Below are 14219 nucleotides of genomic sequence, written 5' to 3'. Positions count from 1 at the left end.
CGGCCGGCGGGGTCAGCCGGTCCGGGTCATGATCCGCAGGACCTCCAGCGTCCGCGGCGGCTCGTCCGGGTCCTCCCCGTCGCTCGTGGCGAGGCGTACGTGCGCGTCGCGCGCCGCCCGCACCGCCTCGGGCCAGCCCGGGTGCCGGAGGTAGACGGAGACCATGGCGTCGGGCCCGACCTCGTGCATGATCCGCAGGACCCGCAGCACGGCCGTGTCGACGAGCGCCGCCTCCTGGGAGTCGCGGAAGATCGTGCCGACGTACTTCTCGGCGGACCAGTTGTCCAGCCACGTGTCCTCGACCAGCCGGTACACGGCGTCGGTCACGTCCCCGTACTCCTCACGCCCGGCGAGCCAGCACTTCTGCTGGAACGCGGGGTCGGAGAGCATGTGCAGCGCCGAGCGCACGTTGCTGCGCCAGCGCCACCACGGCATGTCGTTGGTCGGCATGCCACCCATGGTGCTGGAGCGACGGCCGCGACGGGAAGAGTTCTCCGAACCTTGCACGGTCATCGATCGTACGTTCCCACGTCACGCTCTCGAATCGGCCCCCGCCCGTTCACCGTGATGTCACCGTCCGTTGAGAGCGAGTCACTCCTCGGTTGGCCCGTGACCGGAAGTGTGCGGTGCCATGACCGGTCGGCGACGCTCCTTCCTCCCCCGCCCCCACCGACACGCCGCGCTCTCCGTGGCCGCCGCGGCGGCGTGCGTCGCCCTGACCGCCGGATGCGGGGTCATCCCTGGCACCACGGGGGGTTCCAGGGATGACCCCATCACCGTCATGACCTGGGCCCCGGAGAACACCAAGGCCACCAACAAGCCGGGCGTCCCCGCCATGGCCGAGGCCTACGCCCGCTGGGTCAACGCCCACGGCGGCATCGACGGCCGCGAGCTGAAGGTCCTGACCTGCAACGACCACAACGATCCGGTCGGCGCCGCCGCGTGCGCGCGCAAGGCGGTCGACGAGGAGGTGGCCGCGGTCGTCGGCGCGTACAGCCAGCACGGCCGATCCTTCCTCGCCCCCCTGGAGGTCGCCGGCATCCCGTACATCGGCGGCTACGGCATCACCGACGACGAGTTCTCCAGCCCGCTGTCCTACCCGGTCAACGGCGGTGAGCCGGCCCTCCTCGCGGGCAACGGCCGCCAGCTCGCCGACCGCTGCGACCGCGTCTCCCTCGTACGCCCCGACACCCTGGCCGGCGACGAGCTGCCCAAGCTCCTCAACGCCGGGCTCGCCGACGGCGACCACAAGCCGGTCGCCGACATCCGCGCCCCCGAGGACGGCACCGACCTCACCCCGCAGGCCGAGCAGGCGCTGCGGCACGCGGGCACCGGCGACGGCTGTGTGACCGCCGCGCTCGGGGCGCGCACCGACACCTTCTACGACTCGTTCCGGCGCACCAGGGACGACTATCCGCCGGTGCGGATCTCCTCGGTGCTCGGCAGCGTCGACCAGTCGCTGGTCGACCGCACCGGCGGCGCGAACGGCCCCTACGAAGGGGCCTACGTCACCGGCTGGTACCCGGCGTCCGGCGACGCCAGGTGGGCGGAGATGCGCAAGGTCATCCGCGAGCAGGCGTTCGGCGACAACCGGGTCGACCCGGCCGACGCGGGCGTGCAGACCACGTGGATCGCGTACACCGTCCTGAAGCGGGCCGTGGAGTCCCTCGACGGCGGCGACGTCACCGCCCACTCCCTGCGGCGCGCCCTCGACGACGGCCTGCGGGTCGAGACGGGCGGCCTCACCCCGACGCTGAGCTGGCGTTTCGAGGATCTGATCGCGGCCAGCGAGTTCCCGCGGCTGATCAACTCGGGCGTCACGTTCCAGACCGTGCGGGACGGCAGGCTCGTCCCGGCGCGCAAGGGCTTCGTGGACGTCGAGGCGACGCTGGAGCAGACCGCGTAACCGGAAGGGCCGCGCGGTCCGCTCCCGCGGGGCTCAGAGCTGGGTCTTCTCGCGTGTCGGCAGGCCGTACTTGCCGGCGATCGCGTTCCAGTACTTGGCCGCCTGCTCCTTGGCGGTGGTCGCCTCCCCGCTCGCGCGGTTGCCCGCCGCGTGGTGCGAGGTGCTGCGGGCGTGGCCCTTGCGGCAGCCCCGCTTGCCCGCCACCTGGTCCGCCCACGCTGCGTAGTGGTTGTCGGCGGACGCGGACGCCTTCCAGGCGCGGTTGAGGGAGGCGGTGAGCCGGGCGTTGGCCGGGAGCTTGTCGACCTTCAGGTCGGCGAGCCGGGTGACCAGGTCGTTGCGCTGCTCGGCGGCGCCGCGCAGGTCCTTCGCCGACTGGCCGAGGTTGCGGCACTTGCCCACGTCGCGCACGGAGGCGATCACCGTCGCGCGGCTGTCGTTGCTGTCGGCCAGGAGCTTGTCCAGGGCGACGGCCTGCTCCTTGGCGGGGTCGGCGGTGGGCGAGGGATCGTCGGCGGGGGCGGACGCGGAGACGGGCTTGCCGTCGTCCGCCTTGTCCTCCTCGCCGCCGCCGGAGCTCAGGAGCGCGCCCGCGCCGACGCCGAGCAGGGCGATGCCGACGCCGACGGCGGCGATGAGGGGCGCCTTCGAGCCGGTGCGGCTGCGCCGGCCGCCACGGCCGCCGTCGCCCGGCGCGGGCGCCGGTGCTCCGGCGGGCGCGGGAGCGGGCGCGGCGGGCGCCGAGGCGTCGAAGCGGGGCATCTGCTGGGTGGACGCGGGGCCCTCGGCCTCCGGCTCGGTGCGGAAGAGGCTGTCGAACTCGGCGGGCGGCTGCCGATCGCCGGGGGCGCCGGGGCGGATGCCGTAGGGCGCGGAGGCCGGCTCGGGGGGCGCGGCGGGGCCGCCGGCGCCGGGGACGGGGGCGATGAACTGCGTGGGCTCGCTGTCGGACGCGGCGGCGGGCGCGGCCGGCGTGGTGCGGCCGAGGAACTGCGTGGCGTCGGCGGCGGGCGCCTCGGGCGGCAGGGCTCCGGGGGCCACCGGGGGGATGTACTGCGTGGCGCCCTCGTCCATGGGGACCGGCCCGCCGGACGCGGGGCCGCCCGGCAGGGGGCCGCCGGGTATGGGCGCCATGTACTGCGTGGCGTCGGCGTCCGGCCCGGTGGCGGCCGGGGGCAGGGGCGCGCTGCCCTGGTCGAGCGGCGGCAGCGGCATGCTCTGCCCGCCGTATCCCTGCCGACCACCGTGGCCCGGCTGCCCGCCGTACCCCTGCTGCTCTCCGTACCCCTGCTGACCGCCGTACGAGGGGTCACCGTACGAGCCGTCGCCCTGGCCGGGTCTCGCCGCGTGCGCGCCCTGGGCGCGCGGGGCGGCGTGCGCTCCGTGGCCCTGGTGCGCCGCGTGTGCGCCCTGGGCGGGCGGCCCCGCGTGTGCTCCACGCCCGTGCCGGCCGCCGCCGTACGTCTCGCCGCCCTGGTTCTGGCCCTGCTGGGCGGCGTACGGGTCCTGGGCCGCGTGGGGCTCCGGCGCGCCGTAGCCCTGCTGGGGGTAGCCGTAGCCCTGGTTGGGCGGCGGGGTGGCGCCCTCGGGGGGCAGCGGCATGGCCTGGGCGGGCTGCTGCGGCGGGGTGCCCCAGGCCTCGCCCTGGCCGGGCTGCGGACGGCCCGGCGCGTCGGGCCCCCAGGGGGTGTCCCACGGGGAGCCGCCCGCCGGGGCGGTGTGCCGGCCCGCGGTGCCGGGAAGCAGCGGCTCACTGCCGTCCGCGGGCAGCACGACGCCCTCATGGGCTTGCCGCGCCGCGGGCTGCCGCGGATCGGAGGAAGCAGCGCCCTGACCGCTCTGCTGCGTCACCGGGACTCCTACGTATGGGGGACCTACGGAACCGTCGGCTCACGCTACCGGGTCCCCACAGCCCTTAGCCACGCAGCTCAGGGCGGAGCCGTCCGCTCGACGCCGGCAGTAACAAAACCTCCCGCTCAGGCGCTGTTACCGGGATCGAGATGCCTTTTCGCCGCGCGCACGCGCGCGCGGGTCACGCCGCCTGGGCGTCGACGCGGGACCCGAACTCCCTGACCACCGGCTCGTCGCGGTACGGCTCAAGGCGCTGCTGGAGGTCATCCAGGTACTCGGCGCCGCGGTTGGAGCGCAGGGTGCCGAGGAGCTCCACGGCCTTCAGGCCCGTGTGGCAGGCCTGTTCGACCTCGCGGCGCTGCACCTGGGCCGTGGCCAGCAGGACCAGGCCGATCGCGCGGCGCCTGGCCCGCGTCTCCGGGTGCCCGTCGAGCGACTCCTGGGCGCTGCGCGCCGCCGCGTCCGCCTGGCCGAGGTCACGGTGACAATGCGCCAATTCATCGGCCAGATAAGCGTGGTCGAAGTGGCGGATCCAGACCGGGTCGTCGCCGGACTCCTCCTCGCCCGCCGCCCGGTCCATCGCCTCGACGGCGCGGCCCGCCACGGACTGCGTCGCCCGCGCGTCCCCGAGCAGGGCGTGGCCGCGGGCCTCCGCGGCGTAGAACATCGCCTCCGCGCGGGGCGTGACCCGGCCGCGCGTCCCCTCCTGTGCGGCGCGCGCCAACTGGGCGATCTCCCGCGGGTTGCCGAGTTGCGCGGCGAGGTGGCTCATCGAGGCGGCGAGGACGTACCCGCCGTACCCCCTGTCCCCGGCCGCCTGGGCGAGGCGCAGGGCCTGGATGTAGTAGCGCTGGGCGAGGCCGGGCTGGCCCGTGTCGACGGCCATGTAGCCCGCGAGCTCCGTCAACCGCGCGACGGCGGCGAACAGTTCGCGCCCGACCGCCTCCCGGTAGGAGCCCGCGAGCAGCCCGGAGACCACGGAGTTGAGGTAGTGCACGACGACCGGGCGCACGTGTCCGCTGCCGAACTGGTGGTCCAGCTTGGTCAGCGCCTGCGTCATCGCCTGGACCGCCGCCACGTCCGGCATCCCGACGCGCGGCCCCGCGGTCCTGCCGACCTGGGAGTCCGCCGAGGAGATCAGCCAGTCGCGGCTCGGCTCCACGAGTGCGGAGGCGGCCACGGTCGAACCGGACAGGAAGTCCCTGCGGCCGACGTCGCTGCGCCACAGCTCGCAGACCTGCTCGATGGCGCCGAGCACGGTCGGCGAGAACTGGAGGCCGACGCCGGAGGCGAGGTTCTTGCCGTTCGCCATGCCGATCTCGTCGATGGTGACGGTGCGGCCGAGCTTGCGGCCGAGCGCCTCCGCGATGATGCCGGGCGCCCGCCCGCGCGGCTGCTGCCCGCGCAGCCAGCGGGCGACGGACGTCTTGTCGTAGCGCAGATCGAGGCCGTGCTCCGCGCCGCACATGTTGACCCGGCGGGCGAGGCCGGCGTTGGAACAGCCGGCTTCCTGGATGAGCGCCTGCAGCCTTTCGTTGGGCTGACGCGCGACGAGTGGCCTGGCGGCCATGGCGTACCCCCTGATGTGCACCGTGGACCAGCGGAAACGGAGCGGCCGTGGCGGCCGACCCACGCTGATCAATGCCCTGGGGACAAGACGAAGATGCGCCACGAAAGTGGCATAAGAAGGCATACGAACCGTAAGTATGGATCTGTCGACGTACGGCTCGCTCCGAGGCGTTCTCCGACCATCCATGACCTGGCTACCCGCACATGGGAGCCATTTCCCCCGCGCGCCCCCGCCCGTGCCCCCATGCGCCCGATCGCAGGATCGATGCTCCTCCCCCGCCCTCGCGTGCGCCCGTAACCCGCGCCGGAGCCGGGAGTTGAGGTCTGCGTGGAAGAGACCATCGGAGTGACCTCAGCCGCCCAGATCCCCAAGCAGCGCGGCGAAGCCCTGCTGGACACGGCCGTGCGATACGCGGAGGAACGGCACTGGGACGTCTTCGCCGGCACGTGGCTGGAGTACGCCGGGGGGGTCGAGCGGTGCTCGTGCGGCGACGCGGACTGCGACGCACCCGGCGCACACCCCGCGCGCGAGGACTGGGCGAGCCAGGCCACCGGCAGCGCCACCGTGGCCCGGCGCCTCTGGCAGAAGCACCCCAAGGCGTCGATCCTGCTGCCCACCGGGCGGGCGTTCGACGCGATCGACGTGCCGGAGACCGCCGGGTTCCTCGCGCTCGCCCGGATGGAACGCATGGAGCTCACGCTCGGGCCCGTGACCCGCACGCCCGACCGGCGCATGCAGTTCTTCGTGCTCCCCGGCGCCGCCGCCAAGAGCCCCGGCCTCGTCCGCAAGCTGGGCTGGCCGCCCGCCGCCATCGACCTGGTCACACGCGGCGAGGGCGCCTACGTGGCCGCTCCCCCCACCCGCTTCGGCGCGTCCGGCGCGGTCCAGTGGGCCTGCCGCCCGACCGCCGCCAACCGCTGGCTGCCCGACTGCGAGGAGATCATCTCCCCGCTGGCGTACGCGTGCGGCAGGGAAGCGCGCCGCTGACACCGTGACCACGCCGGGGCCGCGGGCCGACGTATCGTGCGGGGACGGCGACAGCGGCGAAGGGCGGCACGGTGACCGAAGCGGCGGCGGTACGCGTGAGCGGGCTCTGGAAGCGTTTCGGCGAGCACGTGGCCGTGGCGGGGATCGACCTGGTGCTGCCCGCGGGCAGGTTCATCGGCCTCGTCGGGCCCAACGGCGCGGGCAAGACCACCACGCTCTCCATGGCCACCGGTCTGCTCAGACCCGACCAGGGCACCGTCGAGGTCGTCGGCCACGACGTCTGGCGCGATCCCGTGCGGGTCAAGGCCCGCATCGGCGTCCTCCCCGAGGGCCTGCGCCTCTTCGAACGGCTCTCGGGGCGCGAACTGCTCGCGTACACCGGCCGCTTGCGCGGCCTTCCCGGCGCCGAGGTCGACAAGCGCGCCACCCAGCTCCTCGACGTGCTCGACCTCGCGGGCGCCCAGCACAAGCTCGTCGTCGACTACTCCACCGGCATGCGCAAGAAGATCGGCCTCGCGGCGGCGCTGCTCCACAATCCCGAAGTGCTCTTCCTCGACGAGCCGTTCGAGGGCGTCGACCCCGTGTCGGCCCAGACGATCCGCGGCGTCCTGGAGCGCTACACCGCCTCCGGCGCCACCGTCGTCTTCTCCTCGCACGTCATGGAGCTCGTCGAGTCGCTCTGCGACTGGGTCGCTGTCATGGCCGCGGGCCGCATCCGCGCGCAGGGCACCCTCGCGGAGGTGCGCGGCGCGGAGACCTCGCTCCAGCGGGCGTTCCTGGAACTCGTCGGCGCGGGGGGCCGTGACGCGGGCTCCGACCTGGACTGGCTGGGCGGCGGGCCCCGATGACCGCCGCCCCCTCCGACGCCACCGCGCTCACCTCCGTCCTCGTACGGCTGAAGCTGTCCCTGCTCCGCAACGGGCTGCGCCAGTCGGCCGGACGCCGGGCCGCCTACATCGCCTCGGTGGCCTTCGCCCTGCTCTTCGCCGCGCTCCAGCTCCTCGGCCTGGTCCTGCTGCGCGGCGACCGCCACGCGGCCACCGTCTGCGTCCTCCTCGTCGCCGTGCTCGCCCTCGGCTGGGCCGTCATGCCGCTGTTCTTCCCCAGCGGCGACGAGACGCTCGACCCCACCCGCCTGGTGATGCTGCCGCTGCGGCCAGGCCCGCTCGTACGGGCGCTGCTCGTCGCCTCGCTCGTCGGCATCGGCCCGCTGTTCACGCTCTGCCTGGCCACCGGCGCGGCGATCGCGCTCGCGCACGGCGTGGCGGGGGCCGTGACCGGCGTGCTCGCGACCGTCCTCGCCCTGCTGCTCTGCGTGGCCCTCGCGCGGTACTTCGCCGCCGCCAACATCCGCCTCCTCACCAGCCGCAAGGGCCGTGACCTCGCGGTCCTCAGCGGCCTCGTCATCGCCGTCGGGGCGCAGCTCGTCAACTTCGGGGCGCAGCGGCTCGGCTCGTCCGGCCCGAGCACCCTCGACCCGGCGGCCGACGTGGTGCGCTGGGTACCGCCCGCCGCGGCGCTCGGCGCGGTGGACTCGGTGAGCGAGGGCGCGTACGTGACCGGGGCGGCCCAGCTCGCCCTGTCCGCCGCGGCCCTGGCCGGCCTCCTCGCGCTCTGGCGGCGCAGTCTGACGCGGCTCATGACGACGCCGGACGGCTCGACCCTGGCGGCCGCGGGGCCGGAGAAGGGCGCCTCCCGCGCCTCGGGCGCCCTCGGCGCGCTCCTGCCCGCCGGGCGCACCGGCACCGTCATGGAGCGCGGCCTGCGCTACGTCTGGCGCGATCCGAAGACCAAGGCCGCCTGGGTGACCTCGCTGGCCATCGGCCTGATCGTGCCGGTCTTCAACGCGCTGCAGGGCACGGGCTCCGTCTACTTCGCGTGCTTCGCGGCGGGGATGCTGGGCGTCCTGATGTACAACCAGTTCGGGCAGGACACCTCGGCGTTCTGGATGGTGGCGATGACCATCTCCACCACCCGCGACGCCTACGTGGAGCTGCGCGGCCGGGCCCTGGCGCTCCTGCTCGTCACGGTGCCGTACGCCGTGCTGGTCTGCGTCCTCACCACGGCGATGCTCGGCGACTGGCCCGCGCTGGCGGAGGTCGTCGGGCTCTCCTTCGCGCTGCTCGGCGCGATGCTCGCCACGGGGGCCTGGACCTCGGCCCGCTTCCCCTATTCGATCCCGCAGGAGGGCTACAAGAACGTGGCGCCTGGGCAGGCGGGTCTCGCCTGGATCTCGATCTTCGGCGGCATGGTCGCCGCGGCCCTGATCTGCGCCCCGGTCCTCGCGTGCACGATCTGGCTGCACGCCGCGGGCGCCGCCGCCTGGAGCTGGGTGCTGCTGCCGGTGGGGGCGGTCTACGGCTGCGGCGTGGCCGAGCTCGGCGTCCGGACAGCCGCGCCTCGTGTCGCCCGGCGGCTGCCGGAGATCCTGGTGGCGGTCAGCAGGGGGTGAGGGCGCTCGGCGCGGTGCCGCTCCGGGCCCGCGCAGCAGGCGACCCGCGGGCCATGGTCCCGCCGCCCGGACGGATCCGGGTGGCGGAAGCCGGCCGGACGTACCGGCGGCCCGCGGGTCGGGTGACTGCTCTGGATTGGGCCGGCCGCACGCTCGACTCACGCGCTGGTCCGGCACCGCACTGGGTGTGGTGACAGGCCGCTAGCCCGCAGCCACCTCTCGCGTCCGCAATGAAATCACTGCAGCAACACCTCCTTCCTCGAGTGCTCCACACCCTAGGAACCGGGTCCCGGGGACCTCAAGTGGTTTTTTCCCGGGGTACGGTCCAGAGGTTTTCCGTCCGACTTCCGCGAACCTGCTGTGGGGTGCGTCACGTTCGAGTTGAATGATCCGACGTGCGGTACTGGCAGCTCATGAGGACGAGGACACGGCCGGCAGGGGGTTCCGGGTGAGTGCTTCGCGGCGGAGCGGAACTACGGACGAACTGGGTCCCGAGGAGCCGGAGCCGGGCGGTGCCGAGCTGCTCGCGGCGCTGCTCGACGGGATGGACGCGGCGCTCTGCGCGTTCGACGCGGACGGTGTGGTGACGCACTGGAACCGCGAGGCCGAGCGCATCCTCGGCTGGTCGGCGGCGGAGGCCGTGGGGCAGCGGGGCCTCTCCGGGTGGGCCGTGCGGGCCGCGGACGCCGCGGAGGTCGAGGGGCGGCTGCTGTCCGTGATGGACGCGCCGGGGCGGCAGGTGCACGAGTTCGCCCTCGTGACCAAGGACGGCGGGCGGGTCCTGGTGCGGATGCAGTCCGCCGCCGTGCGGGGCGGGGACGGGAAGGCCGCGGGCGTCTACTGCGCCTTCAGCGAAGTCCACGCCCAGATCGACCTGGAGCGCTCCATCGCCCTGAGCGAGGCGCTCCTCGAAACCGCCTCCTGGGGCGTCGTCATCGTCGACGCGGATCTGCGGCCCGCCGTCGTGAACGAGCACGCGGCCCGAGCGCTGGGAGTGGGGCGTACGGCGGTCCTGGGGCGGCCCCTGGCGGATCTCCTCGGGCAGGGCGTCGAGGAGCTGGAGAGCGCGCTGACCCACGTCCTCGCCGAGGGGGCGCCGCCCTCGCCCGCCGAGCTGTGGGTGTCGGTGCGGACCGGGGAGGACGAGGGCTTCGAGCGGCGGTGCTGGCGCAGCGGCTTCGTGCGGCTCGCCTCGCCGCTCACGGAGGAGCCGGTGCCGCTCGGGGTCGGCTGGCTCTTCCTCGACGTCACGGAGGCCAGGCAGGCCGCTCAGGAGGCGTCGCAGCTGCGGTTCCGCTCGCAGCAGCTGCATCGGGCCGCTCGGGCCGCCGGGGAGTGCGAGGACCCCACGGAGGCGGCGACCGTCCAGCTGGACTTCGCGCTCGCGGGGTTCGCGGATCACGCGCTGGTGGATCTGGTCGCGGGCGGGGGCCCCGTGCCCCGTCTCGTCCGCGTCGCGGCCACGCCCGGCGGGACGCCGGGGCCCTGCCTTCCCGTGGCCACGGCCGGGATTCCCGTGCGGTATCCCGAGGGGCATCCCGCGCCGCAGTGCGTGGAGCGGGTGGGGTCGGTGCGGGCCAGCGCGGGGGCGGCCTCCGTGGAGCGGGCCAGGGCGTGGGCTCTCGCTCGGCAGTGGCCGGAGGATTCCGTGCACGCGCTGTGTGCGGTGCTGCGGAGCCGGGGGCGGACTCTGGGCGTCGTGACGTTTCTTCGGGGGGCGGGGCGGGGGGCGTTCGGGTTGTCCGACGCGGCGTATGCGGAGAGTGTGGCGGGGCGGGTGGCCGCGTCCCTCGACTTGGCGGGACTTCCCGGGGCGTAGCCGTCCCCGCTCCGGCCCACCGGCCCACCCCGCCCCCGGGGCGTGCCTCGCCTTCGGGGCATGCCTCGTCCGGCCTGGCGGTGCCTCGTCTCCGGGGCTTGCCTCGTCCGGCCCGGCGGTGCCTCGTCTCCGGGACTTGCCTCGCCGGTCCCGGCGGTGCCTCCGTCCGGCCCGGCGGCGCGTCGTCCCCGGGGGCTTGCCTCGTCTTCGGGGCTTGCCTCGTCCGGCCTGGCGGTGCCTCGCCGGTCCCGGCGGTGCGTCGTCGTTTTCCGCCTCGCCGTTTTGGGGCGGGGCCGCGCCGGTATGTCCGTCCTCGCCATCGCCTGCGCGGCCCCTTGGTGCTTCGGGTGCTTCGGGTGCTTCGGGGAGGCGAGACGTGGTTGACGGGCTCCGGGCGGGTAGACCGGCACGTCCCCCTCCGGGCGCGAGTCGGCTGTCGCGGAGTGAGGGGGGCGAGTCGCCTGTCGTGGGGCGGGTCGGGTCAGTGGCGGTAGAAGATTCTGTCGGCGTACTGCTGGAAGATGCGGCCGTTCCAGTCGTGGCCGCCGTCCACGTTTCCGGAGCGGAGCAGGGGCGGCTGGATTCCCCGTTCGGCCAGGCGTTCGATCGCGGTGGCGGTGATGGCCTGGAGCAGGGCTCCCGTCACGACGCTGGACGCGGAGCCGAACGGCGCGTCCACCCCGTCGAGGGACAGCTCCGCGTCCCCCACCGCGATCTTGGAGTCGATCACGACGTCGCAGTGGTCGAGCAGGAACGTGCCCGACATGTGACGTGAGCGGGTCTCGGAGGCGTACGCCACGGAGGTCACGCCGATGACCTTCAGGCCCAGCGCGCGGGCGTTCATCGCCATCTCCACGGGCAGTGAGTTCCGGCCCGAGAGGGAGATGATCACGAGGACGTCGCCGGGCTTCGCGGGGCTGGAGTCCAGGACGGCGCCCGCGAGGCCGTCGACCCGCTCCAGGGCGGAGCCCAGGGTCGCCGGCATCACGTCGACGCCGACCGCGCCGGGCACGGCGAGGAGGTTCATGAGGGCGAGCCCGCCGGCGCGGTAGACGACGTCCTGCGCGGCGAGCGAGGAGTGGCCCGCGCCGAAGGCGAAGAGGCGTCCGCCGGACTCGACCGCGTCGGCCAGCAGGGTGCCGGCTTCCGCGATGCTCCCGGACTCCTCGTCGCGGACACGGCGCAGCAGATCGATGGCCGCGTCGAAGTACTGACCGGCTGTTTTGCCCTCGCTCTTCGAGCTCATTCGCATCACGTTGCGGTCTGGACCAGTGCCCTGTCAACAGGGTCGCAGGGCGGTACGGGGCCGGTTTTCCCACGGCGCGGCACGGTTGTCAGTGGTATGCGTCAGAATTGAGGGCAGGGCCAGCGCACGAGCGATTCTGAGGGGCACCCATGTCGGGGCTGATTGACACCACTGAGATGTATTTGCGCACCATCCTCGAACTGGAGGAGGAAGGTGTGGTCCCCATGCGCGCCCGGATCGCCGAGCGGCTCGACCAGAGCGGCCCGACGGTGAGCCAGACCGTGGCGCGGATGGAGCGTGACGGCCTGGTGGCGGTCGCCAGCGACCGGCATCTGGAGCTCACCGAGGAGGGCCGCCGCCTCGCCACCCGTGTGATGCGCAAGCACCGCCTGGCGGAGTGCCTGCTCGTCGACGTGATCGGGCTCGAATGGGAGCAGGTGCACGCCGAGGCGTGCCGCTGGGAGCACGTGATGAGCGAGGCGGTGGAGCGCCGCGTCCTGGAGCTCCTGCGCCACCCGACCGAGTCTCCGTACGGGAACCCGATCCCGGGCCTGGAGGAGCTGGGCGAGAAGGACGGCGCGGACCCGTTCCTGGACGAGGGCATGGTCTCGCTGACGGAGCTCGACCCGGGCGCCGAGGGCAAGACGGTCGTCGTGCGCCGCATCGGCGAGCCGATCCAGACGGACGCCCAGCTGATGTACACGCTGCGGCGGGCCGGCGTGCAGCCGGGCTCCGTGGTGAGCGTGACGGAGTCGGCGGGCGGTGTGCTCGTGGGCAGCAGCGGCGAGGCCGCGGAGCTGTCCTCGGAGGTCGCTTCGCACGTCTTCGTCGCCAAGCGCTGAGGGGCGCGCGTCCCGCCGTCGGCGCTGCCGTCAACTTTCCTTGCCGCAAGGAAAGTTGACGGCAGCGCACGGACCGGTGAAATCTCGCGGAGACCAAGATTCAGTGTGCGGAATTGCAGCGGACGCGCGTTTCGCGTGCGAGGCTGTCGCGAGAGGCATATGACCTGAGTGCTCTTGACCGTGTCGACGCCAGGTCTGGCCGCCCGGCCGGAGAGGGGGCAGGAGGATGTGCCCGTCTGGTGAGCCCGGAGGTCCGCGCGCCGAGCGCGAGCGTCCCCGGGCTGAGCGTCTTCGTGAGCAGGTGCGCCCTGAGCAGTGCGGGCGTGCGAGTGGGCGCCCGCGTGCGCGCCGGTCGCCGGGCGCGCACGATGAGGGCCCCGGCGCCCTGCGGCGCCGGGGCCTGTCCTCCCCTGTGCTGACCCGGAGCCCCGAGCTCTCAGGGTCAGTCCCTTCGGGCCGGTTTCCCCGAGCGGCCCGTCCCCTGAGAAAGATCTCCCCTCGGCGACGCGGGTCAATCCTTGAGTGTGGTCACCCGAACGAGGGGTGTTATCGGCCATCCGCTCGTTTTCGAAGAAGAGTTCGATAGCGTGCGGGGGGCGTGGAGCAGGCCCAGGCGGGGATCCCGACGGAATCCAGGGGGGTGCCAGGAATCATGGTGCGGCGCATCGACGTGAGGGGCGCGGGTGGCGTACACCTCGCCGCCTGGGAGTTCGCCGACCCTCCCAAGCTCAGGGAGGCCGAGCGGTCACCGGGCGGCGTGCTGTTGCTGCACGGCCTGATGGGCCGCGCCTCGCACTGGGCGGACACCGCCCGCTGGCTCTCCGAGCGGCACCGCGCGGTCGCCCTCGACCAGCGGGGCCACGGTCGCAGCGAGAAGCCCCCGGAGGGGCCCTACACCCGCGAGGCCTACGTGGACGACGCCGCGGCCGCCCTGGAACAGCTCGGGCTCGCGCCCGCCGTGCTCATCGGCCACTCCATGGGCGCCCTCACCGCCTGGCAGCTCGCCGCGCGCCGCCCCGATCTGGTCAGGGGACTGGTCATCTGCGACATGCGGGCCTCCGCGCTGGGCGCGGCCTCGCAGCGGGAGTGGGAGGGCTGGTTCACGTCCTGGCCCGTCCCCTTCGCCACGCTCGCCGACGTCCGCAAGTGGTTCGGCGAGGACGACCCGTGGGTCGAGCGCCCCAACCCCTCGCGCGGGGAGTTCTTCGCCGAGGTCATGGCCGAGGGCGCCGACGGCTGGCGGCCCGTCTTCGACCCCGCCCAGATGCTGAGGTCACGCGAGACGTGGGTGCACGACGCGCACTGGGACGAGCTGATCCAGGTCCGCTGCCCCACCCTCGTCGTCCGGGGGCTCTACGGCGACCTCGGGCGCGCCGAGTCCCAGGAGATGGTCCGCGTGCTGCCCCGCGGCGAGTACGCGGAGGTCGCGGACGCCGGGCACCTGGTCCACTACGACCAGCCCGACGCCTGGCGCGCGGCGATCGAGCCGTTCCTGGACGGGGTCCTCACCGGTTAGCCCCCGGCTCGTCCTCGCACGCCGGACGGG

11 protein-coding genes are annotated in these 14219 nt (G+C 74.0%); 7 read left to right on the top strand and 4 right to left on the bottom strand.

The window, feature by feature from the left end; genetic code table 11:
* Window positions 1–12: 12 nt before the first annotated feature.
* Window positions 13–513, bottom strand: a complete 501-nt coding sequence (locus DCW30_RS22810) for an SCO4402 family protein (RefSeq protein WP_076685595.1) — start codon at window positions 511–513, stop codon at window positions 13–15.
* A 118-nt stretch (window positions 514–631) separates the two neighbouring features.
* Here DCW30_RS22810 and DCW30_RS22805 point away from each other — a divergent pair, with 118 nt between their 5' ends.
* A complete protein-coding gene (locus DCW30_RS22805; RefSeq protein ID WP_076685594.1) occupies window positions 632–1906 on the top strand; it encodes an ABC transporter substrate-binding protein in 1275 nt (424 codons plus the stop codon).
* A gap of 33 nt (window positions 1907–1939) precedes the next feature.
* Here the strand turns inward: DCW30_RS22805 and DCW30_RS22800 are convergent, their stop codons facing one another.
* A complete protein-coding gene (locus DCW30_RS22800) occupies window positions 1940–3757 on the bottom strand; it encodes a hypothetical protein (protein ID WP_119271262.1) in 1818 nt (605 codons plus the stop codon).
* 181 nt (window positions 3758–3938) lie between these two features.
* Window positions 3939–5327, bottom strand: coding sequence for an NsdA family TPR-like regulatory protein (locus tag DCW30_RS22795; RefSeq protein ID WP_062776377.1), 1389 nt, complete (start codon window positions 5325–5327; stop codon window positions 3939–3941).
* A 327-nt stretch (window positions 5328–5654) separates the two neighbouring features.
* Between DCW30_RS22795 and DCW30_RS22790 the strand changes: the two genes are divergently transcribed.
* From DCW30_RS22790 to DCW30_RS22775, 4 genes are all read left to right on the top strand, one after another.
* Window positions 5655–6314 carry a bifunctional DNA primase/polymerase gene (locus DCW30_RS22790; RefSeq protein ID WP_062776380.1) on the top strand — a complete coding sequence of 220 codons (660 nt, stop codon included), beginning with the start codon at window positions 5655–5657 and terminating at the stop codon, window positions 6312–6314.
* A 71-nt stretch (window positions 6315–6385) separates the two neighbouring features.
* On the top strand, window positions 6386–7162 hold the full coding sequence (locus tag DCW30_RS22785; RefSeq protein ID WP_062776383.1) for an ABC transporter ATP-binding protein: 777 nt from the start codon (window positions 6386–6388) through the stop codon (window positions 7160–7162).
* Entirely contained in the window at window positions 7159–8766 is a 1608-nt protein-coding gene (locus tag DCW30_RS22780) for a transporter (protein ID WP_076685592.1), read from the top strand. Before DCW30_RS22785 ends, DCW30_RS22780 begins: the two co-directional genes overlap by 4 nt.
* Before the next feature lie 448 nt (window positions 8767–9214).
* A complete protein-coding gene (locus tag DCW30_RS22775; RefSeq protein WP_076689175.1) occupies window positions 9215–10585 on the top strand; it encodes a PAS domain-containing protein in 1371 nt (456 codons plus the stop codon).
* 481 nt (window positions 10586–11066) lie between these two features.
* Here DCW30_RS22775 and DCW30_RS22770 read toward each other — a convergent pair whose 3' ends face one another.
* The gene (locus tag DCW30_RS22770; protein WP_076685591.1) at window positions 11067–11831 is read right to left on the bottom strand and encodes an SIS domain-containing protein; all 765 of its coding nucleotides are present in this window, start codon (window positions 11829–11831) and stop codon (window positions 11067–11069) included.
* Window positions 11832–11980: 149 nt separating this feature from the next.
* On the opposite strand from DCW30_RS22770, the gene DCW30_RS22765 reads away from it, so the two are divergent.
* Together DCW30_RS22765 and DCW30_RS22760 are read left to right on the top strand one after the other, a co-directional pair.
* On the top strand, window positions 11981–12673 hold the full coding sequence (locus DCW30_RS22765; RefSeq protein WP_062776393.1) for an iron-dependent transcriptional repressor DtxR: 693 nt from the start codon (window positions 11981–11983) through the stop codon (window positions 12671–12673).
* A gap of 652 nt (window positions 12674–13325) precedes the next feature.
* Complete coding sequence (locus DCW30_RS22760) at window positions 13326–14189, top strand: alpha/beta fold hydrolase (protein ID WP_076685590.1); 864 nt, start codon at window positions 13326–13328, stop codon at window positions 14187–14189.
* Window positions 14190–14219: the final 30 nt, after the last annotated feature.

The organism is Streptomyces alfalfae, assembly GCF_004127445.1.
Taxonomy (GTDB): Bacteria; Actinomycetota; Actinomycetes; order Streptomycetales; family Streptomycetaceae; genus Streptomyces; species Streptomyces alfalfae.
This window is presented reverse-complemented; position numbering and strand designations above follow the sequence as displayed.